A 24,283-nucleotide genomic window follows, 5' to 3' on the forward strand; every position below is an offset into this window, starting at 1 on the left:
AACCATGCGACTTCAATTAGAGGCTGATAGAGGATTAGGGAGGATCAGGTAGAATCTAGCCAGCTTAATTTTCTATTTAAAGGCATTGATTTGAGAGGGATAAGAGCAGTATGTCTGTATACCGAAGAAGACAGAGGCACCTGCTAACATAATATTCAAGCTTCGACTCCTTCGGAGCCTGGGTCTGCGGGAGGGAATTCGAGGGGGAATTTCAGCAGACAACCCCTTCGGGGTTCATGAATACAGCACGTTATCGGAAATCGGACAAAGAGACTATAGAAAATGAAAAGAGTGAAATTACTTTATGGGTTTAGCTGTAAGTTTCAAATTACAAAAAATCATAGATGGCAAAGCGATTTATAACTATGGCTTGAACTTCAATAATTTTGAAGGGGAAATAGAAATAGATTTAAGTGAAACAAGTAACTCTTTAACAGAAGATGAGAATCGAGCAAAAATTAAAGCAATCTTAATTACTCCTTGTAATGGGGAATGGTCAAATTCTGGTCTTGCACTTAGAGTAGTTTCAAAAATTTATAGGAGCTACATAAAGGAACAAAAGTATATTGAATCGGGAGGACACTATGCGGGATAATTAGTGTGCAAGTTATCCACTGAAGTGTCCGACATCAGATAACATTATATTCAAGCTGCGACTCCTTCGGAGCTTTGGTCTGGGGGAAGGATTTCAAAGAGGGATTTCAGCAGACAACCCCTTCTGGGTTCGTGAATACAGGAACGTTATCTGAAAGATACTTAAAGCTAGAGAATAATTATAGAACACAATAAACAGAATTATTTTGAAGGAGTCCTATGGAGAAGTGGGAAAAACTTATTGAAATATTGTTAGATGAGAGTGCTTCAGATGCTGAGAGAGACGATGCGGCCATGGATCTAAGTGAATATAACCATAAAAATGTAATGAAGGCCTTAATGATAACAGCAAAACATGATAAAACTGACAACATGGTAAAAGCGAGCTGTGGTGAATCCCTAGCCCTGATTTTTATACAGAATGATCGATTTGAAAAAGAGATTTATAAACAACTAAGAGGCATAGCGAAGATAGAATTTGAAAGCAACATCAATTCAAAAAGAAACGATTGGAAGAAATACTTAGACATAGAGACATAAGGAGTAGGAAGAATCGGAGAAGACGTATCCATCAGATAACATGATATTCAAGCAGCGGCTCCGATGGAGCCTTGGTCTGCGAGATGGATTTCGTTGAGGCATTTCGGCAGACAACCCCTTCGGGGTTCATGAATACAGGAACGTTATAGGAAATCAGCGTTAGAGCATAAAGACGAAAATTCTTTAGTAAGCAGGTGAAGACTTTGAACATCGATTTTATTATTCTCCACGGTTCGCCTGGGAATGGAAAGACAACATTGTCCCAGAGATTACATGAACACTTTAGGACTCCATATTTTGAATTTGGTTGGATTCCAGAATTTCGCGCTCTAGCACCTTCAGTTCAGATCACTCAAAAAGAAGAAGAACAATTAGCATTTGAGAATTTGATGTTGGTCGTAAAAAACTATAATCGTCATGGGTTTAAGCATATTATTATTACAGATCTTAATGATATTAGAATGTTGGATATTCCTAAAGAATTTGAAGGGTATAACTATACTATTTTGACACTTTGTAGTGATCAAGATGAAGTGATTAAATATAGAATTCTAAATAGAGATAACGGGAATAGTTACACTGATTGGGAAACTTCTATAAAAATGAACTCCCTCATTAGGGGAAGGAACAAACTCCCGAATGAATATCGAATAGTAAATTCAAGTAGTGATGTAGAAACTACATTTCAAGAAATATTGAAAGTGTTGGAAAAGCATGTGCCATCAAGAACTAATAAAATTGATGTGAGAGAAGATGATTTTTATAGTTATATTACCACTTGAATGAATCTGTGGGTGAATCAATCAATTATAGATACGTCACAAAGACATATAAATTATTCAACACTAGGTAGAGGAAATCTTTCAGGTCTTCAAAGCATAATAAATGAAATGAAATCTTAGAGTATGTAGCAGTTACAAAGAAGTCGTTGACATCCTATAACATAATATTCACGCTGCGGCTCTGATGGAGCCTTGGTCTGCGGAGGGATTTCGGAGATGCATTTCAGCAGACAACCCTTCGGGATTCATGAATATAGGAACGTTAGATGTAATTCTCCCGTGAAGAACAAAACGAATGAAGGATTGAAAGGCTATACGGATCAAGATCGATACAGATCAAAGGCGATACAGGTCAAGGGCGATACAGATCAAGAGCTATACAGATCAAGAACGATACAGACCAAGAACGGTACAGATCAAAGGCGATACAGGTCAAGGGCGATACAGATCAAGAGCTATACAGATCAAGAACGATACAGACCAAGAACGGTACAGATCAAGGGCTATACAGAACGAAGATGATCCCAGTGTGTAAGAAGACCGGATGGAATTATCCGAACGGGAGAACACCATCTAACATAATATTCACGCTGCGGGCATACGCTCTTGGTCCGGCATTCGCCGGACACTCGACATACGTCGAGTCGTAAATATAGGAACGTTAGATGAAATTCTTGCAACCATCAGATATCTTCAAAATCGTTTTTTAATTGATTAATAATATCGGAAGTGCTTGAAGAAATTCCTTTCTTAATGAGCCGGATGATGGTATCTTCTAAGTTGTTTGAGTTTTCTATCCTGTTGATTAAATTGATTTTTTCTAGCAGTTTTTGTGAAACCTTGATTGTTATTTTTGTTGAAGCATCTTGAGTTTGATTACTTTCAAAATCAATAGAATCAATTTCTGGCAAGGTTATTTTCCGGCCTTCATTAGTCTGAATGAAGGCTAGACGTGGGCTGTTCCCAGAATCCATTCTTATATTTCTTTCAAGTGTTTGAGCAAATGATGATACAGGGTCTTTAGCCGAACTTGATACTAATTTTCGATCGAGAATTAGCGTAGCTAGTTCTTTTGAAGATAATGGTTGTTTAATTTCATCAAGCAAATTCTTTGCTGCTTCCTGTACGGTAATCACAATAATCATCTCCTTTTATCTAATAATCAGATTATAATATAAAAAAATCAATTAGTATAGATTTATTTTCAACGATTATTCTGTAGGTATTCTCTGAGAAGACAAGAACTTCATCTAACATAATATTCACGCTGCGTCTCCTTGCGGAACCTTGGTCCGCGGGATGGAATTCGAAGAGGGATTTCAGCAGACAACCCCTCCGGGGTTCGTGAATATAGGAACGTTATATGAAATATCTGCAAAAACTAATTTTATAAAGTAAAGAGAGGAAGTATGAATGAAAAGGTATATCGAATTCTCTTTTTATCTACCGTTTTTCGATTTGATAGATGATGAATTTGAAGGGTCTAATTTAGAAGAATTAACGAAGCAATTAAATATAAAGATTAATTTTACGGAACTATATGATCATTATTTATCATATGGTGAAGGAGCTAGCAGAGCAGGAAAGGGAGATATTTTTGTATTCTTTATGAAGGATAATAGTGATGATTTTATATTGATCGATTTGTTTAGCGACTTTACTGACCAGCATAACATGGTGAAATTAGGAGTTCGGTATGAGATTAAACAAGATAACGATAAACGGATAAAGAATATACTTAATAATTTACATTCAACGGCAGAGATTAAAAGTAAAATAGAAGAAAGTAATGAAGATTTACTAAAGTTAGAGATTAAGAACGAAGAGTACCCAAAAGAGATTCGTTATGGAGATCAAACCTATTTGAAAAATATTCATTATAAGACCTTATAAAGCTCATGCCAGTAATTCACGAAGGCAGATATATCATATAACATAATATTCACGCTGCGGACATTCATCCTTGGCCCGGCAGTTGCCGGATACTCGACATACGTCGAGTCGCGAATACAGGAACGTTATACGTAATTACTAAGAGCTGATTAAAATCGTTTGAATGACGAGCCATTCTTAAATAACGAGCCCTTCGATCGGCTCGAAGAAGACGAATTGAAAAAGTAAAATAGGGAATCAAAGAACAGATAAGAAACATGTAAAGGTAAAAATGTTAAAGACTGTGTTGGCTTTAAAGCAGGACGCCATTTCTGCGGCAGCGAATTGAAGCGTGGAAACGGTTTATCTTAAATAGGTAAAGACTAGGCCATTAAAAAGGGTAAGGTTAGAAATGACGCTCGGATTTTTAAAGTAGCACTTTATTATTTGAAACTTGGGAGGACCTCGAATGAGTTATCAAAATTGGGCCGGCAACTTTACTTACGGCGCGACCGAAATTATCTGTCCCGAAAGCGTGGAGCATCTGCAGCAGTTGGTCAAAGAGCATCGGAAAATCAAGGTTTCGGGCAGCGGCCATACGTTCAATGCGATCACGGATACGAACGGGATCTTCGTTTCGCTGCGGCATTGGAACCGCATGTTGGCCTTAAACGAAGAACGCGGTACGGTAACGGTCGAAGGAGGGATCACGTACGGGGAACTATGCGCGGAGCTCGCTCTTACCGATTATGCGCTTCATAATCTGGCATCGCTTCCTCATATCACGGTTGCCGGCGCCGCCGCTACGGCCACCCATGGTTCAGGCAGCCGTAACGGAAGCTTGGCGGCAGCGGTGGAAGGTATCGAACTGGTCGACGCGAACGGAGAGCTGCATACATTCAGCCGCGGCGATGCGGAATTCGCCGGCATCGTCGTGAACCTCGGCGCGCTCGGCATCGTGACGAAGCTGACGCTGAAGGTCGTGCCGGCTTATTCCATCAGACAGTTCGTTTATGAGAATCTGCCGCTTTCGCAGCTTGAAGAAAACGCGGAGGGCATCTTTACGGGCGCTTACAGCGTAAGTTTGTTCACGGATTGGCAGCAGCCGAGATTTCATCAGGTATGGACAAAATGCCGGGAAGAAGATGGCGCAAGCTATGCCGGACATGCGGACTATTATGGAGCGCTGCCTGCGACGGCCCCTGTGCATCCGCTGCCGAACATGCATGCGGAAAACTGCACGGAGCAGCTCGGTAAGCCGGGGATGTGGCATGAGCGACTCGCGCATTTCCGTATGGAATTTACACCGAGTGCCGGCAAAGAGCTGCAGAGCGAATACTTGATGCCGCGGGAGCATGTATATGAAGCGGCGCTTGCCGTTCACCGGCTGCGGGAGCATCTTGTGCCGATTTTGTTCGTTAGCGAATTGCGCACGATCGCAGCTGACGATTTATGGCTGAGCCCTTTTTGCGATCAATCTTCGGTGGCGTTTCACTTCACGTGGCGGGACGACTGGCAGGCGGTCGAGCGCGTGCTTCCGCTGCTGGAAGCAGCGCTGGCGCCGTTTCACGCACGTCCGCATTGGGGCAAACTGTTTACGGTACCGGCCGATGTCCTGCAGGGACAATTCGACAAGCTGCCGCCGTTTCGGAAGTTGATCGACAAGTATGACCCTAACGGAAAATTCAGCAATGCGTTTCTGGATACTTATGTTCGTCCAGCCCGGACGTCACGTTGAGGCTGGACGAGGCTTTCGGGAGATGAATAGGCTGCTGCCTCGTCCCGCGTGAGACGAGGCAGCAGTCTCTTTTTCGTCATATCGCAGAGTGGATTTCAGCAGTCCGAAATGCGCCGACGCTTCCCCGATAGATCGATCTGCTGGATGCATAATGGAGGCCTCCAAAATTGAGCTTTTTATGTCGACTTCCTCATCTTCGGACTTAAAACATAGTTGAAGTCAAGCCCCGATTTCATCAGAATTTTTGTGAAGGACGAAAGGGAGCGAACATTCGGATTCCCTAGCCATTTCTACAATTAGAGTATCTCAAGGAGGAAATGTAATATGGGAAAGGCATTTAAAAACAAGAGGGTCATTTTAGAGATTACTGAATAAAACCATATTATAAAAATAAATGGCAGGGACATCTTATAACATAATATTCACGCTGCGGCCATTCGTCCTGGGTCTGCATACGCCAGACAACCGACATACGTCGGTTCGTGAATACAGGAACGTTATAGGAAATCCATGCGAAGTCAATTCAGGAGGGACTAAAGAAGATGAACAAGAAACTATTAGACCAGTTTGAACATTTCAATAAATTTGTAGAATCAATTGATGATGTGACTTGGCAAAAGTCGATTGCTCCCGGAAAGTGGACGGTGAAGGAAGTCGTGACCCATCTATGGAATTGGGATACATATACTTTAAATACAATGCTCCCACACATAAAAGACCAAGTGAAACTCCCAGGATTCGTCGATCATGATACCCATAACTTAAAAGCAATAGAGAAGGCTAAAGAATTTACAGACAGAGAAAGTATGATTAAAACCTTTATTGAAACTCGAACTAATTTAGTCAACCAATTCCGTGAGGTAGATCATTCAGAAATTCACTTTTTTATAGGCAATGATAAACGACCTTATACCTATGAAAGATATCTAAAAATATTCGTACACCATGATGAACATCATAAGAAACAAATCGAAAACCTATTAGCGTGATTCAGAGAAGACATGGACATCCTATAACATCATATTCACGGTGCGGACATTCGTCCTGGGCCCGGCATACGCCGGACACTCGACATGCGTCGAGTGGTGAATACAGAAACGTTAAGTGAAATCAGGACAAATATGTAATATCAAAATCTAGGAGTGTGATTCGACTTGGAGAATTCAAATTTAAAAGATCTTATTGAAAAATACCTGAGCGCATATAACACGTTTAACATTGATGGAATGATAGGAGTTTTGAATGAGAATATTCATTTTCGAAACATTTCTAAAGGTGAAGTGAATTCGGAAACAAAGGGGATTCAGGAATTTCGCACATTAGCAGAGCAGTCAATTCAGGTATTTTCTCAAAGGCGTCAAGTAATAAAGAACATTACTTTCATAGGAGATAAAGCAGAGGTTGACATTGATTATGAGGGAATATTGTCCAGTGATCTCCCTAATGGAATGAAGGCAGGAGAAACATTAAAACTTCAAGGGAAATCAATATTTCAAATAAAAGATAAGAAGTTGATACTGATTGAAGATCATAGTTGAAACATTGTTGAAAGTTATTCATAGATTATCCTGAAATCAGATAACAATATATTCACGCATCGGGCATACGCCCTCGATCCGGCAGAAGCATTTCAGGTAAGCAGAGGCTGCCGGACACCCGTCATGCTTCGGGTCATGAATACAGGAACGTTAGGTGAAATTCGAGAGTACTAATTCATTATCATAGAGGGGTAAGAATGAAGGATAAAAACTTTCTTGAGTTATATCAACAACTGTTCGATCAACTTCCTTTTTTTGATCTTTTTACTATTCAAGAATTTACACGCCCAGAAACTGAAGAAGCAAGTTATTTATTATCAATAAATAAAAATCTAGTTAGTTCAGAACAGGAAGCTTTCTTATTGCTGCTTGAAAAATTAGAGTATCTTGAAGAAGGATTGGAATGGGAAGAAACATTAGTTAAAGAAAATAGACAAGAAGTAATTAAAAGAATCCTTTACTACATAAATAAGAATGGAAAAGTAGAGGGAATTAATAGTAATGAAATAATCAAAAAAATTGAATATTATGGTGGAGATATCAACCATGAAAGTGAGTTTACTAATTCAACAAATACACTAATTTATGATGATTGGAATCTGTTTCAAGTACTTGGTAGTAATGAAACTAACTATTTTCTTTTCATTTGGTATACAACAGCTTAAGATTCAGTGATTTTTAGTAATACAAAGATGCCCCGAACTTTACCTAACAACATATTCACGCTTGGGAAGACAAGCCGCCTCGATCCGGATCGGAGTTAGAAGTAGATTCGAAGATGCAAATAGCAGTAGAAAGGAAGTAAATTTAGCCGGACACACCCGCACCACCCAACCGCGTCTCGGCAGTCGCTAGGCTCCTTTAGAGGAGCGACGTGAATACAAGTACGTTAGAAGAAATCAGCTCAATAAACGAAAAACAAATATAAGAGCATAAGCAAGCTTATTGTGAAATATTTAGAGGAGAAGGGGAATACAACCTATGGAGAAAAAATTGCCTTTATTTATCGTAACAGGTGCAAGTGGGTCAGGAAAAACATACGTCATTAAAGAAGTACGGAGAATGTTGCCAGATTTTGATGTTTTTGACCCAGATAATCTTGTAGAGTTTATTGGACACGATTGGGAAAAAATAAGGAATATTTGGCTTCGAGTTGCACGTAATATTGCTCAAAGTGGGCGAATGACAATAATATGTGGGACAATGATGCCCTGGGATATTGAAAAATGTGCAGACTTTTCTTTTTTTAACCATATATATTATATAAACTTACATTGTGATGAAGAAAGTCGCGAGAAACGTCTAAGGGAAAGAAATTGGTCCGATGAAGAAATTGAAAACCACAAGAACTTTGCAAAACGATTGCTTGAGATTGCCGACGAGGCGTATATCCCACCTATGCCTACAATTGACACCTCGAATACGGATGTAACTGAGGTCGCCTCCCAGATAAAAGAATGGGTTCTAAAATACGCTTAACTGAAGATATTGAACGTATCCCTAAGGTGCTTGGAATAAAAATACTCACTATCCTTATTGAATGGGCTTGCCAGCCACAAAATATCCACCCAATTGAAATAGCAAGGAAAAAGATTAAAACAATTCCTTCTGACTGGCTAATAGAACATCTTCCTAAATGTAGCTAAAAAAGCAATTTGTCTTGATGATAAATGGGAGTATCGTAGATTGCTGCAATGAAATGAGAATTTAGATGTGGATCGAAGAAGTCGGGCCAGTGTATAACAACATATTTACTCATTGGGTCATTCGATCCTTGATTAGCCCGGGGGGTTCAGAGAAAGTGGGGTTCAGGCGGAACAACACTGCGAACCTAACCGCGTCGCTGTTGGCAGCTGAAGCTACCTTAAGTCTTTCGGACTCGTGAATACAGAACGTTATCAGAAAAACTATAAAGGAGGGAGAAGATGAAGCTTTTTTCTGGAGTAGAGCTCTTAATTCAAGAAGCTGATCTTGTACAACCCTCAATATATACGCCTCTTGGAACCATTGAGTTTTCGCTTTCTGTCTCCAACAAATGTTATCTTCCAACTCAATGTTTTCGACTCAAACAAGGTGGTTCATTATACCAGTATAGCTATGACTTATTTGACTGCGAATTGGTTGTCTGCAAACCTAAGCTGGATATTGCTTTGCATCTGACAATCGAGGAATGTTGGGGAGCCGTATTTAGAATTCAACCGAATAAAAACCGTCAGATTGATACATGTAGTTTTTCTTCTTATTGGCAGGAGGGATACAGCTGGAAAGATTACGGCTCTAATACCGGGGAACATCTTGAAGCTATTGAGTATGAGAACGAGAAATACCGATTACATGTAGGAACTCAGGATGGAGACCTTTTAATGGCAAGACGAGATCAAGGCGATAGGATTCCTAGATCGCTAAATTTGAATTCTGATTTTGAGAAATATGGTTTTATTATAAGTTCAGATAAAGGCATTGAAGTACCTATGACACGAATTGAATCTCAAGAGACATGCCAAGTACATTTTTTAACAGCTTGGAATCGAAAGATAGAAGAAGATATTTCCACATGGCTAGCGGTAGATTTACTTTCGAAGCAAATACTGGAGGGGGAAGAACTTTTGTAAGCATTCTCAAAGAGGTTCTAGTCCATCTGATAACATAATGGCTTAGCTTATACATCACCTAACACCTTGTTCATGTTGTGGACTTTCGTCCCTTGGTTGTGAGGTGTATAATAATGGAAGATAATCAGACAACAAACGCTCCAGCCCAAGATAAGAGCTATCTAAGGCTGGGGCGTTTCGTGAATACAGGAACGTTAGCAGAAAACAGGGGAAGGCTTAATTAAATGATAAATATTAGATAAACTATTATCTAAGGGCGGGAATTTCAATGGGTAGCTTGTTACTAACCTCTTGTGGTTTTAATACTGAAGATATTAAGAATCAATTTCTGAGTTTTATTGAAAGAGATATTTCTCAATTAAAGGTCTCTATTATTACAACAGCATCCCCTATGAAAGAAAATAATAGATATGCACAAAGGGCAGTGCAGGACTTCAGAGACATGGGGTTTCAGCATATTGATTTTGTAGATATAGAATTTGATGATCCGCAACTTCTCATACATAGCGATGTTATATATATCAATGGTGGAAATCCATTTACATTATTGTATTACGCTAAGAAAAGTGGTGCTGATGAAATTATTAAAACCTTGGCCGCACAAAATGTAATTATAGTTGGAGTGAGTGCTGGAACGTTATTACTGGGGCCGAATATTAACATTGTCGACTTCTTTACTCCACAGATGAACACAATGGATTTAACGGATTTTAAGGCATTAGGTGTAACCGACAAACTTATTTTTCCTCACTATGATCGAGAGGATAAATTTAAAGATAGTACGAATAAAACAATTGAAGAGAGGATAGTAGCATTTGAATCCAATGAGAACTGTAAGGTGACAAGGCTTAAAGATGAAGAATTTATCTCAATCGTAATGAATCAAGCATTTTAGGAGGGGTCTACATGATATTAGAAAAAGTTATAAATAGAATAGAAATACAAAGTGAATATAAGGATTTGGTAGATAAGTATATAGATCATGTACGTACCGAATTCAAAGGTAAAATTCATAGTATTTATATGTGCGGCTCGATTCCCAAAGGAACGGCTACACCTTTTAAGTCAGATGCAGACTTTACGATTGTATGTGAAAATCCCAAAGATATCGATTACGAAAGATTGTCGAATATTAAAGAGAGGCTTTTGGAAGAATATCCATTCGTAACTAAGATTGATACGATAATTTGCTCTATAGACGATGTATTAAATAAACCGAATGAGTGGGGGTTCTGGGTTAAGATCATTTGTGTTTGCATACATGGGGATGACATTGGTGAAAAAGTACCCCCGATCAATATTTCTCCAGAATTCATTTTAGACTTAAATACAGATACTAAGGAAGAAATAGATCGTATACATCGTTCACTTTCTAATACTAGTGATAACGCATTAAAAACTAGATATATTAAAGGTTACTCTAAGAGATTAATTCGTGCATTATACTCTTTGGTTATAGTCGATACAGGTGTATGGCAAGATGACATGCTTAAGATGAAGAATGCCATATTAGAGTATTGTGACATTGACCCCGCTTTAGTTGATTATCTGTATGCTTGTTACTTGGATTGTAATAGTGTACTAGTTGAAGAGTTCCTGGAAATTGCAGATGAAGTATATAGTTATTTCGAGAACGTCTTAAAGGCAATGGCAGCTTCCAGAAAATCCTAGAATAAAACATATTATTCTATCTTGCAACGGGTACTTGGATATACTTCTTCAAGTTCAGTAGTAATCGAGTTTTAACAAGGCACCGGCATACTGGTGGATCTGTTATTGGATATAACATTCAAGGAAACTGGACATCTTGTAACATTATATCCATGTTTCGAGTAAACATAATATCACTTTAGGGGGTTAATGATGGGAGCATGGGGAACTGGAATTTTTGAAAACGATGATGTATTAGATTGGAAGGCAGATTTACTTGATTCTGATGACATTGAATTAATTGAAGAAACGATTGAAGAGGTTTTAGAAGAAGAATATATTGAGTCAGATTTAGCTTCCAATGCTCTAGGCGCAATCGAAATCCTTGCAGCTTTACAAGGCAAACCTGGCCAAGAGATATTAAATAGTCAAAGTAATACTGAAGATCTATATGAATGGATCGATGCACATAAAGGTAAAGGGAAAAATCTCATTTTCAAAGCTAAACGAGCAATTAAAAAAATTAAGAAAGACTCAGAACTACAAGAGTTATGGGAAGAATCAGGAGAATATTCGAGCTGGTTGAATACACTAAATGACCTAGAAAGTCGATTGTAAAGAAATTGATAGCTTTGTTTATACAAGACGTTAGACAATAATATTAGGAGTCTCAATGAAACAGATAATAACACTGCAAAATCAACATCAATATAAACTGTTTAATTATGATGTATTGAATATTTTAAAATCATTTCTAGTAAATGATTATTTTTTAATATTTTTAGATATTTATGATCGGCAAGATATAGAATCTTTTATGAACAAAGCTGTTCGAATGGATGCAGTACTAAAGATTCAATGCAATGATAATTTACAAAGCTTTTTTCCATATGTTAAGACAGATCAAAAACTTAAAGTAGAGTATAGGAGACAAGATTGGGATTTTTCATGCGTTGTATTTGATAAGAAAGTTGAAAGCTTGTTTTATATCAGAGGAATTGAGGAGGATGGGGAAGTCGGATTACAAATATTAGAAACTAAAAAAGGTTTATATGATAGTTTGATAAAACTCTATTAAACTTTGAATTTTGTAGAGAGTGCTAGCTTCATATAATATTATACTCAGTTGCAGGTATAGCCCCTAGGTTCGGAGTTTCTTCGGACATCCATCATACGCTAAATCATTAATAACGTAACGGTATGACAAATAGCGACAAAGCATAAAATGCTCTAATCAGCCCTAGTCAATGACTAAGCTAACTGGCAGCTTAGTTCAAACAGATACACTTGATGAAGGAAACAGTTAAATATTATCGAAGTATATACACAGATTATTTCGAAAGTGAGGTAATAGATTATGAGTAAGCGTCCGATCTGCTCCGTGCAAAGTCTTGATCTATAAACAACGGCGGTTGTTTGTATGGAGCTAGCATTTATTTCACCGCCTTCATATTCGTTTTGCGTTTGTTGTTTATAGAATAGACTTTGCGACCTTAATTTAAATTAAATTTAAGGAGCAGAGCTATTATGAAATATGTAAACGCCGATATGATTTTTCCGAAGGAACTATTAAAGGAAATACAAAAATATACACACGGTAGCATGGTATACATCCCAACACCTGAAGGACAACGAAAAAAGTGGGGGGAAAACTCGGGAAGTCGCAAGTATTTGAGCCAAAGAAACGAAACAATACGTCAACAATATATGGATGGTTCATCGATAGATGAGCTCACTGATCGGTTCGGTCTTTCTAACGATAGTATTAAGAAGATTATTTATACAAAAATATAAAATATAGAAATCACATCAGCGATCTTATGATGTGATTTTTTTAGTGTAATAAATGATTTGAATTATTTTATATATATTTTTTCATGGTTTACATCGCTAAAATGGAGAAACAACAAGCATTCCTTAATTGAAGTGGTAGTTAAAAAATACTTAGAATACCAGATGATAAATGAAAGGTGTCTTGATATGAATACCCAAGCTTTATTAGATAAAATCGTTACTCTTTTTAGAAAAGAACTTAAAGGGAACTTGATTGGTATTTATTTGCATGGGTCACTAGCCATGGGGTGCTTTAATCCCACAAAAAGTGACATCGATTTTTTAGTTGTTGTAAAAGAAAAGCTTACACCAGTAAATAACTCCAGGATAGCAAAAATAGCTTTATCTTTGCATGATGAAATGTCTGTGATGTTTAATGAGCGTGGAATAGAATTTACCATTATCTTAGAAATGTATTTAAAACCGTTTGTCTACCCTACACCTTTTGAATTCCATTACTCCGATTATCATAGGGGAAAATATCGTACAGATGAGAATTATCTTTGCGGGGGATTGGAAGATCAGGATTTAGCCTCTCAACTTGTTGTTGCCTATGAGCGAGGAAGTACCCTGTATGGAAAACCATTAAGTGAACTTTATGAACCGATTAATAGTCAATATTACCTCGACTCCATATTAAACGATGTGGAAGGATGTGCTGATGAGATCATTGACAATCCTCCTACGAACCTTACTTCTATGTACCTAATCTTAAATTTTTGTCGAGTTCTCTATTATGTAAAAGAAGGTAAGATATCTTCAAAGCGAGAGGGTGGAGAGTGGGGGAAAATATATCTACCTCAACACTTTCAGCCCTTGATTAAGTATTATCTAGCTATATACACGGACGAATCATCCGACAGAGAAAAAGACAATTGCGATTTTGATTTACAAAGTTTATTAGCATTTGTTGAGTATATGACAAACGAAATAAAGCAAAATATATCTAATCATTAAGCGACATCTTATAACGGGCCATTCATACAGCGGCGCTCGTCTTAGTCTGCAGAAGGATTTCAGAGAAGCATTTAAGCAGATAACCCCTTTGCGGCTCATGAATACAGAACGTTATCTGAAATCATGAGAGAAAGGAACAAACGTTATGGAAAAGCACGTTAAAGAGCTGTTTACCCAGAAAATCCTTAATGAGGCAGCTCAAAAGTTCAATATTAATACATCAAGTCTTAAAGATTTAGAAGGATTTCAGAACTTTGTTTATTTTGGGAATTCCAATGAAAGAAGTGTCGTTCTCCGGGTATCTCATCAATCACATCGAACCGAAGAAGAGATTTTATCTGAAATTGAATTTATGAATTATCTATTGAATAACAATGTATCTGTTTCCAAAGCCTTACCTTCTATTCATGGGAAATTTGTAGAGAAAATAAGTGATGGAGAATTTTATGCAACTTCTTTTGAGTTTTCTAGTGGTAGAAATGCTAGAATTGCCGAAGAAAGCAATTTGTTCTATCAAAGAGTTGGCAGTTATACAGGCAGAACACATAACCTTTCCAAGAAGCTGAATCTAACAAATGAATTAAACAGGAGACAATGGTATAAAAAAGAGTTACTTATCAATATGAAAGAGTATCTGCCTACGGAGCTTTCTTATGTCATTGATAAATACGATATTCTCAAAAAAGAGCTCAGCAATCGGCCAAAGAATACGGATTCGTATGGCATTATCCATGGAGATTTAAATCATGGGAATTATCTGAACGTAGACGATGATGTAGTTCTTATTGATTTTGATGAAGCTGAATATAGTTGGTTTGTTAGTGATATTGCTATTCCGTTATTCTATGAAATTCCGATCCCTTGGGTCGTAGATGGACAACGAAGGATAGAGATAGCTAAGAGGTATTATTACAACTTCATGGATGGGTATTTAAAAGAAAATACAATGGATAATGCATGGTTAAAACTAATACCTGAGTTTATTAATCTTAGACAGTTTGGAGTAGTGTCAGCAATTTATAGAAGTTATAATTTCGATAATTATAACAACTGGAGTGATTGGGACAAAGAAGCATTGAAATTTTATCTGAATAATATCGAGCATGATATTCCTTATATTGAAATGGATTTTGGTAGATAGTGCAATGCGGCATAGCCCAACTTATATTCACACTTCGGGCTTACTCCTATGGCTGCCCAGATGTATAATTATAGGAGATAAATTGGATAATACGCGAGCTGACTTAAGATAAGAGCTTATCTAAGGTCGGCTCGCGTTGTACATACAGGAACGTTATGATAAGCCGAGGCAATGCGAAATAATTGAAAAAATTAGATAAGACTATTGTAATCTTATATAACTAACCATATTTGAGGTGAGAGACATGAAGTATTATTATGGGGTGTTAATCATATTAGGATTAGTAATCCCTTACATGGAGTTTATTCCTTGGATCGGTGAGAACGGATTTAACCTGACAAGACTATGGAATGAAGCAACACAAAATCGAATTAGTGCATTTGCTTGGTTGGATGTAATCATTTCAGCAGTTGTTTTGATTGGATTTATTTTATCTGAGGGAAAGCGGGCTGGCTTAAAGTACAAGTGGATACCGATCATTGGAACATTAACTGTTAGTGTATCATTTGGATTGCCGTTATTTTTATTATTACGTGAGATTCGAATGGATAAACTGAAAGATAAATAAACCGAAAATAGATATTCATGTAACGAAGTAGTCGAAATCCCTCTAACCAAGTCATGGAGGTGTAATAGAATGAAAAAACTAATTGTAGTAAACGGAAGTATGGGAGTAGGAAAGACGAGTACTTGTAAAAATCTTTACAAATCTTTAGATCGATCTGTATGGTTAGACGGAGATTGGTGTTGGATGATGAATCCTTGGACTATTAACAAAGATACAATAGAAATGGTTGAGAAAAATATAGCCTATTTACTTAATAATTATTTGACGAATCCCGCATTCGATTACATTATATTCAGTTGGGTGCTTCATAGGGAAGACATTTTAAATGATTTACTTGAAAGGTTACATACTTCGGAGTACAAGCTATACAAGATAACTTTAACCTGTTCTGAGGAATCATTGAGAGATCGAATGCTTTTTGATCATAGAAGCTTAGAACAAATAAATAATAGTATTGATAGATTACAGTTATATCAAAAGATGCAGACAAACAAAATTGATACAAGCGAACTAGGGATCGAAGAGACTGTTGAAAAAATTATAAAAGTAATAAGCTAATTATGAAAATGTAGCTCTCAAGAAAATGATTGAAAAAGGTGGGATTAACTAGATGTCTATTCAACAATTTATAAATGAACATCTCTCTAACATAATCTTTGAACCACCATTCTATTACAATAATGATTTTAGTATCCGGTTTGAACTGGGACCACCAAACAGCAATATTGATAAGGAAACATACTATAGTGTAGTTAGGGAGAGAATCCTTGCCTTATTTCTAGCAATATTTAAAGAAAAGCATCCGTTTTATATTGTGGGGGTATCATATGAACCTATTGGAGATTTAGATGCTTATATTGAAGAGGAAATTGACCTTCTTCAATATTTTGCAGACCACACAATGAATAATTTTCTTAACAAAGAAGATTATGGCGATGAAACACTAGAGTTGACTGGACATTATAAATTTTACTCTCTTGAATGCAAACTGTCCGAGATAGACTATATTGATTTGTTAGGACTTATTGGAGGATTTACTCAGAAGAATAGTTACCTTAATTCAAGAATTTACTTCATAGATCCTCAATCCCAATTGGTTTTTCACATTTATGATGATCGTGGTTTAGACATCGTCTCACCGACTAAGGAAGCCTTGCTTTACTTGTACAAGGAATTTAACGATTGGATTCTTGATTACGATCGAAAAGAGATAGATAAGATTTTTAAGAGTATTTCATAGAAATCAATTGTCCCGAACATAGACAAAAGCACGGGGATTTAGAGGAGAGGAGGCGAAAATGTGATTGGTCCGATATTCTTAAGAGGTGATTTAATTCATCAGTTTAAAGAGCACCTCACCAACACTGAATACCATCGTGTAATACATAACGGTGTAGCCGATACAAATAGTACAACTGAAAGATTCAAATTGGAAAAACTAAATGATACATTTCATACATTTATTAACTCAGACTATCCTATCATTTGTAAGTCAGGCAGCAAGAGTACAATTCCATTCTGGGATTACCACATTGCAGTCAACCGTTCCAAATACGACAAAGAGGTGATTGTAACTGAACTTTTGGTTCGAGAACCTAATGATCAGAACGTAACAAATGCAGTTTTAATGGCTTTCTATATGTTAATTAATGAGAAGTACAAGTATGAAAGATTAGTAGTGCCAATAAGAATGAATGACATCGTTGGATATGAAGAAATAGGGATACAATCTCACAAAGATGGAAGCGTTCTATTTAGAAAATACGTGTGAGTCATTGCTATTCCGTTATTCTATGAAATTCCTTATATTGAAATGGATTTTTGTAGGTAGTGCAGTACAATGCGGCATAGCCTAACATTATATTCATGCTTCGGGCTTACTCCTATGGTCGTCCAGATGTATAATTATAGGAGATAACTCGGACGACACGCGAGCCGACCTAAGATAAGAGCTATCTAAGGTCGGCTCGCGTCGTGAATACAGGCACGTTATGTAGAGATCACGAAGAAAAACGTTGTTGGGGGTTGAATCCATTTGAAGTATTCAACTGTAGTTCTTGACTTGGACGGAACATTATTGAATTCAAATAAAGAAATATCCAAGAGAAATTTAGATGCTGTCTTATCTTGTTATCAGAAAGGAATGAGAATAATATTCGCAACAGCTCGACCGCCCAGAGCTGTTAATTGGTTTCTTCCTCAAGAATTATTGGATATCGGGGCTTTTGTATATTACAACGGAGCTCAAGTGATCTGTAAGGAAACCAAGATAGAAATTAATGAATCAATCCCTGCTAATGTAACCACAGAAATTCTTGATTTCTGTTTAAAGTGTAACCCCGAGATTGAGCTGACGATGGAAGTGAAAGATGAGTGGTTTAGTTTAAGAGAGCTTGATTATGTTACCTCAATGAACACACGATCAAACCCCATAGTAAAACCCATAAAAGAATTAAAGCAATATGATGCTACGAAGATACTCCTTTCCGGAAATAATGACAGTTCTGGATTATTAGAAAAATTCGAGGATAAAGTGAATGTACTAATTACGGATAATAATCAATTAATACAAATCATGCCTCTTCTGGCCTCTAAGGAGCTGGCGATTACTAAACTCTGTGAATTGTATCATGTAGAATTGGATTCCGTAATTGTATTTGGCGATGACCATAATGACGTAGGCCTCTTTAAGAAGGCTGGATACGCTATTGCTATGGGGAATGCAATAAGGGAATTGAAGGAAATTGCTGATGAAATAACCGCTAATAATGATGAGAACGGTGTAGCTATAAGTTTAGAAAGATTTTGTTGGGTAACTTAGGCTGTTTGAACTTCAGGATGGCGCGAAGAGTTTAAGATTATCTTCATAAATACTTATTTTTTGGAGGTATCTCAAGCATGAGTAAAAAAACAATAATTATTGAAGATTACAACAATGCATGGCCTGAGATGTTTTCTAATCTGAAATCCATCATAGAACATAGACTCGGGGATCTCGTACTTCGAATCGAGCACGTTGGTAGTACCGCAGTACCAGGATTAGCGGCAAAACCTATTATAGATATTGATGTAGTGATTGATTCAATGGACTTACTTCCAGACGTCATTCAGGGATTAGAAAGTTTAGGTTACCATCATGAAGGGGATTTGGGTGTTGAGAACAGAGTAGCTTTTGCAAGAAAAGATGCAAGTGTTCCCTATAGTATATTGAAAGTACAGAAACCTGAACATCACTTATATGTTTGTAATAAAGAGAGCAAAGAGTTATTAAGACATATATCCTTCAGAGATGCATTAATTAGTAATCCTGAATTTGTAGTCGAATATGCCAATCTAAAGAAAGAGCTAGCTAATAGTTATAGTGAAAATCGGCAGGCTTACACGGACGGGAAGACTGAATTTGTAAATAAAGTACTGATGTGAAATCACAGTAAATCTATATATCAGAGCGTCTCAAGGAGGTCTATATGAAAATGACAGTTTACATGGTTAGGCATGCGGAATCACCATATGATGAAGGAAATGAAAGAACTAGAGGCCTTACTGCAAAGGGTAAGGCGGATATTGAAATAGTAACGAAGTTACTTAGTGATGAAGGAATAGATATATTTAAGCTTAGCTCTACAGAAGTTTATGAAAAGGAGAAGATTAATGGATTATATCAAGTGGATAAGAAGTAAGGTAGGTACTGAAATGATCATTCTTAACTTTGCAGGAGCCATCGTTTTAAACGAAGAAGGACAAATATTGCTTCAACGCAGAAGAGATAAAAATGCTTGGGGATTCCCAGGAGGAGCTATGGAGTTAGGCGAATCTGCTGAAGAGACAGCTATTCGTGAAGTGAAAGAAGAAACAGGAGTAACAATCTTCGTTGAGAAATTAATAGGCGTATACACCAAGTATTTCGACAAGTATGCAAATGGGGATCAGGCACAAACGATTTCGTTTTTTTATCAGGGACGCATTTCCGATGGAGAACTGATTAGTAGCAATGAAGAAAGTATAGAAGTTCAATTCTTCGATCCAGATGAAGTGCCTGAGTTATTTAATCAGCAGCATACGGATGCCTTTAATGATTTTAGGGCTCAAAGAGTCGCAGTATCTAGATAAACGGTTTGATGAAGGTCGACTCACACGATGCATTTAATAATTAAAATGCCAAGAAATATAAAAAAACAAATAAAGCGAAGATAGGTGCATGACATGGCGGTGAGTAGAAAACTACGACGAAAAATAGTTCGTCTTAATAGAGTGTTTTATTGGTATGTGGCTCCAGACTACGATGATGCTGGGGTTCATAAGCTTCACATCTTATCTGAAGATAAGAAATTTATTGTTGCCTACGAATTAGAGCAAGCAGATAAACCGAATTGGAGACCGATGTTAGTCGTAATGGGGAAGGACTTTGAAGGGTTAAGTGGTGATTATACGGGATATAGAAGGGTTCTGACACCTGTGTGGCAAGATAAATTGATAACCCCAAAACGAGTAGGCGAGATCATTGATTGGTGTTATTCAAAAGAGAAAGATCTAATCTTAGTAAATTGGATGGGAGAAATACTTACCTAAATTAATGAAGAGAAGAGGATTATTTGATGAGCTATAAATCCATTTTGATAGATCAATTAACGGCATGTTATAACGATAAAAGTTGGTTTGTTCCTCTTGCGGAGATCCTGGGTGATCTAACAGCAGAAGAAGCAGTCATTAAGAATGACAATGAACAAAGCATATGGTCGATAGTGAATCATCTTATTTTTTGGAATGAAAAATGGCTTGAGCGATTTAAGGCTGGAGAATTTAGATTAGATCATAATATTGATAATGATGAGACATTTGCTGTGGCACATGAACAATTGAATGAGTTTGGCTGGAAAGAAACGTTGAATAGACTTGAGAATGTGTTCGTTAATTGGAGAGCTATCTTAGAAGAAACAGAAGAATCAAAGCTCACCAAACAACTTCCAGAATATTTCGATGCTCCTTGGTGGGGAGTTGTCTCTAATTTGAACATTCATAATGCTTATCATGTCGGACAGATCATGTTGTTAAAGAAGCAGATTCGAGTTGATAAATGAGTTAGAGAATGAGCTAACAAAGGAGTAATGCAATGACTGATGATGTGTTAACTATTTTCAAAGAAATAAATAATAAAGATAACTTGCCAGGTGTGTGGCTCAGAAGAAATTCAACTCACTACAATCTGGTTTCATACATAAATCACATTATTGGGTTGTATCTCAGTGGAACATTTGAATTCATTCCAGTATTCATTAACAGGGCTGATAAAGAGTTGAATTCTTTAACTGACAGAATGGGTCACCACCGATATTTTGAGAAGTGCCGGATCTTATTACTTCAGGTTTCAGATGAAATTACAACTAGTCTGCAGAACTCTTCACATAAAGAAATATTGCCGTTAATTTACCAAGAAGACAAAGAGCGATTTCGTGCATGTCCAGAGAAATTTTGCTTCCACTGGGTTGATGAAGGGACTATTAAGCTTCCTTTTCAATTTTCAGAACTAGAAGAAGCATTAAAATTATCAAGTAATGCAACACCTTCAAAAACTTCATATTGTGGTTGCGTATTTGGAACGTGCAAAAGGCAGGTAGTAGAAGCTGGAAATAAGGATTGGTATGAACCCAATGAACCCTTATTAACTGCATATAAAGTATCAGATAATCATTTTAGGAATGATTGCTGAAATGACCAAACATATAAAGGAAGGTGAAGATTGTATCAATCCAGTCAACCGAGAGAGGGGAAGGTATTCATGGATCAGCAGGAATATGGTCGTTATTTGTTAGCAATGGGCGGAGAAGAATTCGAGATACAAGAAGATGAGCAGGTCGAAGCAGACCATCTGTACGGTTTTTTTCAGTGGTTTATGCCATCGGGCGCGGGGGTTGAACGTGTATTTGAACCGATTTCTGGCGGGCAGCGTTTTCTGGACAGAATACGTCTAATTTATCAGATGTTGAATCCAGAAGATTTCACCGGCGAATATGTACCAGGTTATTTCAATGGTGGACATGAAGGTGCATCCGAGGAAGCGTTACGAGGACTCGGCCAAGAGCTAATAAAAGGGTTGGAGAGTCTGTTCTCCATCGTGCCAGAAGATGACGAAGCAGCGGACATTGCTAAGGAAGCATTACACGATTTGGCTTGTGTGAATGAAGTCATAATTTTAAAGCAGGGTGAAATTGGAAAGTTAGAGCAAGAAGCGATTCAAGGCATGGATGAAGAACACAGCGAAGCAGTATACGAAGCACTTGGAGAACTTCTCAGCTCACGCAGCGACTACAATGAGGCGATTGAAATATTGAACGAAGCCTTCTACTCTATCGCTTGTGATTATTGGGTAGCTTACTACTTGCAATGGCCTCGTTATCAAGGTTTGCAGGATATGGAAGCCTGCCTACATCCATACTTTGAGCTATACCGTTATGGATACAATCTTCATTGGACTCAGAACGTGTTATTCATTGGAAAACGGTAAGCCAATTTATAAGCTAAGGGTGATCAATGTGGAACGAGGACTCATTATATTTTTGAATGGAACGTCAAGTTCGGGGAAGACCAGCATTGCGATGGAAATGAAAAATCAGGCAGACCTTCCGCTTCATCATGTGTCTGTAGATCAGTTTTTCCAAAATTATGATCAATTCATTGATACTACATATCCAGATATAAAACCAACAAGAGAATTAGAAGCAGGTGTGATGTCAGATATTCTGTTTGACCCGATTGGCTCACTATACTATGCAACCATTAAATTATTTTCAGAGCTGGGTTTGAATGTGATTGTGGATACAGTCATCAGCAATGACAAGTGGTTTAATGATTTTTATGATTTGCTTTCGGATTATCCGATCATGTTTGTAGGTGTACATTGCTCCAAAGAAGAACTCACCAGAAGAGAACAGAGTAGGGGAGATCGCGAGATTGGACTCGCCCATTCCCAGTTCAATTATATATACTCCTACGATGAATATGATCTGGAAGTGAATACGGAAGAACTCAGTTCCGCAGCATGTGCGGAGAAAATATTAAGTTATATTAAATCCGGTCAGGAATACGCAGTCTTTAAAAAGTTAAGTAGAAGATGTTGAAGTAAGCTGCAGAAGCAACTTCAGTTTTGGTACGTTGTTATCGTTTACCTCACATAGTTAGATCATATAAATCGATGTCTCAAATCACCTTGGGGCATCGATTCGTTGTATTCTATCAGAACAGAAGGAGATCACCTAATGGAAAATAATGCTATGCATCCAGAAGATCATATTCAGCAAATGTTACAGGCAATTATTGAAGATACACATTCCATCATTAACGATACTGATAAACAATCTTTTGGGTCCCTGGAATATTTCTTGGAGCACATTCTAGAGTATCGAAATGAGAAGCGATACTTGACAGATGAGAGGCACATCCGCACCCCGCGCTGGCTTGGAGAGTATGGAAATACACAGGAGGAAGAGAAGCTTCTCTCTGACATATATCAACTACAAGCGTATATTGCTGAAAAGCTAAAGGGTGGGTAAGCAGCTATTGGTGTCGCGATATTGACTACTCAGATCTGAAATTTATCAATTAATTACTTGGGGGTATATCTATGGGGAAAATAGTTGCAATCGGTGGTGGCGAAATGCGGTGTCATGAGACTCTGCCTATAGACAGGTATATCGTTGAATTTTCAAATGTTGAAAATCCAAAGCTACTATTCATTCCAACAGCAAGTCATGATGCTCAAGGCTACATTGATACTGTTAAGGCTGTATTTGGTGAGCAATTGAGTTGTGAAGTTGATACGTTATGTCTTGTCGATCAAGATATCTCGGATGAAGCTATTAAGAACAAAATCTTATCCTCAAATATCATTTATGTAGGTGGCGGAGACACTGTTAAAATGATGGAAATATGGAGAACTAATAAAGTAGATCAATACCTTAAAGAAGCCTTTGCACATAATATAGTATTATCGGGTTTGAGTGCAGGCTCAATTTGTTGGTTTCTAGAAGGCCATAGCAACAGTAGTACAGAAACCAATCTTGATGGATGGTGGGATAGAGAGCAAGTAACCGGAATTGGGCTCATTCCCGCTAATCACTGTCCGCATTATAATGAGAGTGGACATGAGACATTTGATGACAATATGTTAGATAAAGAGGTTCCAGGCATCGCTCTGGAGAACAATGTAGCTATTGTAATTGATGGAGATATGTACAAGATAATAAAGAGTAATATAGAAAGCAAGGCATATGTATTGAAAAAATGTAACGGTACAATGAATAAGACTGAATTGAATAATCGTGATTTCCAACCCTTATCAGATATTTTATAACTTCTGATTGAGGAAACTGTCGAGAGCCGAAGAATCTCATTTTGTATATTAAAAAAGTGGCTGACATTTGATAATAACATCGCATTGGACGCTGCGGATGGGCAAGTCAAT

General features: G+C 37.4%; 34 protein-coding genes and 1 pseudogene. 33 read left to right on the plus strand and 2 right to left on the minus strand.

The window, feature by feature from the left end; genetic code table 11:
- Positions 1-304: 304 nt before the first annotated feature.
- From MH215_RS27905 to MH215_RS27920, 4 genes are all read left to right on the plus strand, one after another.
- Positions 305-595 (plus strand): hypothetical protein, encoded by a 291-nt coding sequence (locus MH215_RS27905; protein ID WP_090808356.1) that lies wholly within the window; start codon positions 305-307, stop codon positions 593-595.
- A 218-nt stretch (positions 596-813) separates the two neighbouring features.
- On the plus strand, positions 814-1,134 hold the full coding sequence (locus tag MH215_RS27910; RefSeq protein ID WP_239294142.1) for a hypothetical protein: 321 nt from the start codon (positions 814-816) through the stop codon (positions 1,132-1,134).
- 203 nt (positions 1,135-1,337) lie between these two features.
- Positions 1,338-1,916 (plus strand): ATP-binding protein, encoded by a 579-nt coding sequence (locus tag MH215_RS27915; RefSeq protein ID WP_239294143.1) that lies wholly within the window; start codon positions 1,338-1,340, stop codon positions 1,914-1,916.
- A gap of 279 nt (positions 1,917-2,195) precedes the next feature.
- Complete coding sequence (locus MH215_RS27920) at positions 2,196-2,438, plus strand: hypothetical protein (protein WP_239294144.1); 243 nt, start codon at positions 2,196-2,198, stop codon at positions 2,436-2,438.
- Between the two features lie 161 nt (positions 2,439-2,599).
- Here MH215_RS27920 and MH215_RS27925 read toward each other — a convergent pair whose 3' ends face one another.
- Positions 2,600-3,052, minus strand: coding sequence for an HTH domain-containing protein (locus MH215_RS27925; RefSeq protein WP_239294145.1), 453 nt, complete (start codon positions 3,050-3,052; stop codon positions 2,600-2,602).
- Between the two features lie 277 nt (positions 3,053-3,329).
- On the opposite strand from MH215_RS27925, the gene MH215_RS27930 reads away from it, so the two are divergent.
- A complete protein-coding gene (locus MH215_RS27930; RefSeq protein WP_239294146.1) occupies positions 3,330-3,809 on the plus strand; it encodes a hypothetical protein in 480 nt (159 codons plus the stop codon).
- 448 nt (positions 3,810-4,257) lie between these two features.
- A complete protein-coding gene (locus MH215_RS27935) occupies positions 4,258-5,526 on the plus strand; it encodes an FAD-binding protein (RefSeq protein ID WP_239294147.1) in 1,269 nt (422 codons plus the stop codon).
- Here MH215_RS27935 and MH215_RS27940 read toward each other — a convergent pair.
- Complete coding sequence (locus MH215_RS27940) at positions 5,518-5,676, minus strand: hypothetical protein (protein WP_239294148.1); 159 nt, start codon at positions 5,674-5,676, stop codon at positions 5,518-5,520. The genes MH215_RS27935 and MH215_RS27940 overlap by 9 nt on opposite strands.
- Positions 5,677-6,068: 392 nt before the next feature.
- Here MH215_RS27940 and MH215_RS27945 point away from each other — a divergent pair, with 392 nt between their 5' ends.
- The 27 genes and pseudogenes from MH215_RS27945 to MH215_RS28075 all read left to right on the plus strand — a co-directional run bounded on the left by MH215_RS27945 (position 6,069) and on the right by MH215_RS28075 (position 24,172).
- Complete coding sequence (locus MH215_RS27945; protein ID WP_239294149.1) at positions 6,069-6,515, plus strand: DinB family protein; 447 nt, start codon at positions 6,069-6,071, stop codon at positions 6,513-6,515.
- A 165-nt stretch (positions 6,516-6,680) separates the two neighbouring features.
- Positions 6,681-7,064 carry a nuclear transport factor 2 family protein gene (locus MH215_RS27950; RefSeq protein ID WP_239294150.1) on the plus strand — a complete coding sequence of 128 codons (384 nt, stop codon included), beginning with the start codon at positions 6,681-6,683 and terminating at the stop codon, positions 7,062-7,064.
- Between the two features lie 197 nt (positions 7,065-7,261).
- On the plus strand, positions 7,262-7,729 hold the full coding sequence (locus tag MH215_RS27955) for a hypothetical protein (RefSeq protein ID WP_239294151.1): 468 nt from the start codon (positions 7,262-7,264) through the stop codon (positions 7,727-7,729).
- Between the two features lie 316 nt (positions 7,730-8,045).
- On the plus strand, positions 8,046-8,543 hold the full coding sequence (locus MH215_RS27960; RefSeq protein WP_239294152.1) for an AAA family ATPase: 498 nt from the start codon (positions 8,046-8,048) through the stop codon (positions 8,541-8,543).
- A 446-nt stretch (positions 8,544-8,989) separates the two neighbouring features.
- Positions 8,990-9,676 carry a hypothetical protein gene (locus MH215_RS27965; protein ID WP_239294153.1) on the plus strand — a complete coding sequence of 229 codons (687 nt, stop codon included), beginning with the start codon at positions 8,990-8,992 and terminating at the stop codon, positions 9,674-9,676.
- 268 nt (positions 9,677-9,944) lie between these two features.
- Entirely contained in the window at positions 9,945-10,571 is a 627-nt protein-coding gene (locus MH215_RS27970) for a Type 1 glutamine amidotransferase-like domain-containing protein (protein ID WP_239294154.1), read from the plus strand.
- Positions 10,572-10,582: 11 nt separating this feature from the next.
- Positions 10,583-11,347: a nucleotidyltransferase domain-containing protein gene (locus tag MH215_RS27975; RefSeq protein WP_239294155.1), complete on the plus strand. Its 765-nt coding sequence runs from the start codon at positions 10,583-10,585 to the stop codon at positions 11,345-11,347.
- A 189-nt stretch (positions 11,348-11,536) separates the two neighbouring features.
- Entirely contained in the window at positions 11,537-11,944 is a 408-nt protein-coding gene (locus MH215_RS27980) for a DUF4259 domain-containing protein (protein WP_239294156.1), read from the plus strand.
- A gap of 55 nt (positions 11,945-11,999) precedes the next feature.
- Positions 12,000-12,404, plus strand: a complete 405-nt coding sequence (locus tag MH215_RS27985) for a hypothetical protein (protein ID WP_239294157.1) — start codon at positions 12,000-12,002, stop codon at positions 12,402-12,404.
- Positions 12,405-12,853: 449 nt separating this feature from the next.
- Positions 12,854-13,120: a CD3324 family protein gene (locus MH215_RS27990; RefSeq protein ID WP_239294158.1), complete on the plus strand. Its 267-nt coding sequence runs from the start codon at positions 12,854-12,856 to the stop codon at positions 13,118-13,120.
- A gap of 186 nt (positions 13,121-13,306) precedes the next feature.
- Positions 13,307-14,116, plus strand: a complete 810-nt coding sequence (locus MH215_RS27995) for an aminoglycoside adenylyltransferase domain-containing protein (RefSeq protein WP_239294159.1) — start codon at positions 13,307-13,309, stop codon at positions 14,114-14,116.
- A 145-nt stretch (positions 14,117-14,261) separates the two neighbouring features.
- Positions 14,262-15,257, plus strand: a complete 996-nt coding sequence (locus MH215_RS28000) for a phosphotransferase enzyme family protein (protein ID WP_239294160.1) — start codon at positions 14,262-14,264, stop codon at positions 15,255-15,257.
- Between the two features lie 244 nt (positions 15,258-15,501).
- Positions 15,502-15,825, plus strand: coding sequence for a DUF2834 domain-containing protein (locus MH215_RS28005; RefSeq protein WP_275446369.1), 324 nt, complete (start codon positions 15,502-15,504; stop codon positions 15,823-15,825).
- 69 nt (positions 15,826-15,894) lie between these two features.
- Positions 15,895-16,383: an AAA family ATPase gene (locus MH215_RS28010; RefSeq protein WP_239294162.1), complete on the plus strand. Its 489-nt coding sequence runs from the start codon at positions 15,895-15,897 to the stop codon at positions 16,381-16,383.
- Between the two features lie 52 nt (positions 16,384-16,435).
- A complete protein-coding gene (locus MH215_RS28015) occupies positions 16,436-17,065 on the plus strand; it encodes a DUF3885 domain-containing protein (protein WP_239294163.1) in 630 nt (209 codons plus the stop codon).
- A gap of 60 nt (positions 17,066-17,125) precedes the next feature.
- Positions 17,126-17,596 carry a hypothetical protein gene (locus MH215_RS28020; RefSeq protein WP_239294164.1) on the plus strand — a complete coding sequence of 157 codons (471 nt, stop codon included), beginning with the start codon at positions 17,126-17,128 and terminating at the stop codon, positions 17,594-17,596.
- A gap of 264 nt (positions 17,597-17,860) precedes the next feature.
- Entirely contained in the window at positions 17,861-18,646 is a 786-nt protein-coding gene (locus MH215_RS28025) for a Cof-type HAD-IIB family hydrolase (protein ID WP_239294165.1), read from the plus strand.
- Positions 18,647-18,723: 77 nt separating this feature from the next.
- On the plus strand, positions 18,724-19,248 hold the full coding sequence (locus MH215_RS28030; RefSeq protein ID WP_239294166.1) for a GrpB family protein: 525 nt from the start codon (positions 18,724-18,726) through the stop codon (positions 19,246-19,248).
- Between the two features lie 44 nt (positions 19,249-19,292).
- A pseudogene (locus MH215_RS28035) lies at positions 19,293-19,436 on the plus strand (histidine phosphatase family protein); the annotation flags it as partial.
- Between the two features lie 40 nt (positions 19,437-19,476).
- Entirely contained in the window at positions 19,477-19,935 is a 459-nt protein-coding gene (locus MH215_RS28040; protein ID WP_275446370.1) for an NUDIX hydrolase, read from the plus strand.
- 93 nt (positions 19,936-20,028) lie between these two features.
- A complete protein-coding gene (locus MH215_RS28045; protein WP_239294167.1) occupies positions 20,029-20,394 on the plus strand; it encodes a hypothetical protein in 366 nt (121 codons plus the stop codon).
- Positions 20,395-20,420: 26 nt separating this feature from the next.
- The gene (locus tag MH215_RS28050; protein WP_239294168.1) at positions 20,421-20,903 is read left to right on the plus strand and encodes a DinB family protein; all 483 of its coding nucleotides are present in this window, start codon (positions 20,421-20,423) and stop codon (positions 20,901-20,903) included.
- 32 nt (positions 20,904-20,935) lie between these two features.
- On the plus strand, positions 20,936-21,532 hold the full coding sequence (locus MH215_RS28055) for a hypothetical protein (RefSeq protein WP_239294169.1): 597 nt from the start codon (positions 20,936-20,938) through the stop codon (positions 21,530-21,532).
- Positions 21,533-21,601: 69 nt separating this feature from the next.
- Positions 21,602-22,327, plus strand: coding sequence for a hypothetical protein (locus MH215_RS28060; RefSeq protein WP_239294170.1), 726 nt, complete (start codon positions 21,602-21,604; stop codon positions 22,325-22,327).
- Between the two features lie 28 nt (positions 22,328-22,355).
- Positions 22,356-22,940 carry a chloramphenicol phosphotransferase CPT family protein gene (locus MH215_RS28065; RefSeq protein WP_239294171.1) on the plus strand — a complete coding sequence of 195 codons (585 nt, stop codon included), beginning with the start codon at positions 22,356-22,358 and terminating at the stop codon, positions 22,938-22,940.
- Between the two features lie 138 nt (positions 22,941-23,078).
- Positions 23,079-23,372 carry a hypothetical protein gene (locus tag MH215_RS28070; protein ID WP_239294172.1) on the plus strand — a complete coding sequence of 98 codons (294 nt, stop codon included), beginning with the start codon at positions 23,079-23,081 and terminating at the stop codon, positions 23,370-23,372.
- A 71-nt stretch (positions 23,373-23,443) separates the two neighbouring features.
- On the plus strand, positions 23,444-24,172 hold the full coding sequence (locus MH215_RS28075; RefSeq protein WP_239294173.1) for a Type 1 glutamine amidotransferase-like domain-containing protein: 729 nt from the start codon (positions 23,444-23,446) through the stop codon (positions 24,170-24,172).
- Positions 24,173-24,283 lie beyond the last annotated feature (111 nt).

The organism is Paenibacillus sp. ACRSA, from assembly GCF_022346845.1.
GTDB lineage: Bacteria > Bacillota > Bacilli > Paenibacillales > Paenibacillaceae > Paenibacillus.

Coding starts and splice junctions, on each gene's coding strand:
- MH215_RS27905 (WP_090808356.1), top strand. CDS start 305: ATGGGTTTAGCTGTAAGTTTCAAATTACAAAAAATCATAGATGGCAAA.
- MH215_RS27910 (WP_239294142.1), top strand. CDS start 814: ATGGAGAAGTGGGAAAAACTTATTGAAATATTGTTAGATGAGAGTGCT.
- MH215_RS27930 (WP_239294146.1), top strand. CDS start 3,330: ATGAAAAGGTATATCGAATTCTCTTTTTATCTACCGTTTTTCGATTTG.
- MH215_RS27935 (WP_239294147.1), top strand. CDS start 4,258: ATGAGTTATCAAAATTGGGCCGGCAACTTTACTTACGGCGCGACCGAA.
- MH215_RS27940 (WP_239294148.1), bottom strand. CDS start 5,676: ATGCATCCAGCAGATCGATCTATCGGGGAAGCGTCGGCGCATTTCGGA.
- MH215_RS27945 (WP_239294149.1), top strand. CDS start 6,069: ATGAACAAGAAACTATTAGACCAGTTTGAACATTTCAATAAATTTGTA.
- MH215_RS27955 (WP_239294151.1), top strand. CDS start 7,262: ATGAAGGATAAAAACTTTCTTGAGTTATATCAACAACTGTTCGATCAA.
- MH215_RS27960 (WP_239294152.1), top strand. CDS start 8,046: ATGGAGAAAAAATTGCCTTTATTTATCGTAACAGGTGCAAGTGGGTCA.
- MH215_RS27965 (WP_239294153.1), top strand. CDS start 8,990: ATGAAGCTTTTTTCTGGAGTAGAGCTCTTAATTCAAGAAGCTGATCTT.
- MH215_RS27970 (WP_239294154.1), top strand. CDS start 9,945: ATGGGTAGCTTGTTACTAACCTCTTGTGGTTTTAATACTGAAGATATT.
- MH215_RS27975 (WP_239294155.1), top strand. CDS start 10,583: ATGATATTAGAAAAAGTTATAAATAGAATAGAAATACAAAGTGAATAT.
- MH215_RS27980 (WP_239294156.1), top strand. CDS start 11,537: ATGATGGGAGCATGGGGAACTGGAATTTTTGAAAACGATGATGTATTA.
- MH215_RS27985 (WP_239294157.1), top strand. CDS start 12,000: ATGAAACAGATAATAACACTGCAAAATCAACATCAATATAAACTGTTT.
- MH215_RS27990 (WP_239294158.1), top strand. CDS start 12,854: ATGAAATATGTAAACGCCGATATGATTTTTCCGAAGGAACTATTAAAG.
- MH215_RS27995 (WP_239294159.1), top strand. CDS start 13,307: ATGAATACCCAAGCTTTATTAGATAAAATCGTTACTCTTTTTAGAAAA.
- MH215_RS28000 (WP_239294160.1), top strand. CDS start 14,262: ATGGAAAAGCACGTTAAAGAGCTGTTTACCCAGAAAATCCTTAATGAG.
- MH215_RS28005 (WP_275446369.1), top strand. CDS start 15,502: ATGAAGTATTATTATGGGGTGTTAATCATATTAGGATTAGTAATCCCT.
- MH215_RS28010 (WP_239294162.1), top strand. CDS start 15,895: ATGAAAAAACTAATTGTAGTAAACGGAAGTATGGGAGTAGGAAAGACG.
- MH215_RS28015 (WP_239294163.1), top strand. CDS start 16,436: ATGTCTATTCAACAATTTATAAATGAACATCTCTCTAACATAATCTTT.
- MH215_RS28030 (WP_239294166.1), top strand. CDS start 18,724: ATGAGTAAAAAAACAATAATTATTGAAGATTACAACAATGCATGGCCT.
- MH215_RS28040 (WP_275446370.1), top strand. CDS start 19,477: ATGGATTATATCAAGTGGATAAGAAGTAAGGTAGGTACTGAAATGATC.
- MH215_RS28045 (WP_239294167.1), top strand. CDS start 20,029: ATGGCGGTGAGTAGAAAACTACGACGAAAAATAGTTCGTCTTAATAGA.
- MH215_RS28050 (WP_239294168.1), top strand. CDS start 20,421: ATGAGCTATAAATCCATTTTGATAGATCAATTAACGGCATGTTATAAC.
- MH215_RS28055 (WP_239294169.1), top strand. CDS start 20,936: ATGACTGATGATGTGTTAACTATTTTCAAAGAAATAAATAATAAAGAT.
- MH215_RS28060 (WP_239294170.1), top strand. CDS start 21,602: ATGGATCAGCAGGAATATGGTCGTTATTTGTTAGCAATGGGCGGAGAA.
- MH215_RS28070 (WP_239294172.1), top strand. CDS start 23,079: ATGGAAAATAATGCTATGCATCCAGAAGATCATATTCAGCAAATGTTA.
- MH215_RS28075 (WP_239294173.1), top strand. CDS start 23,444: ATGGGGAAAATAGTTGCAATCGGTGGTGGCGAAATGCGGTGTCATGAG.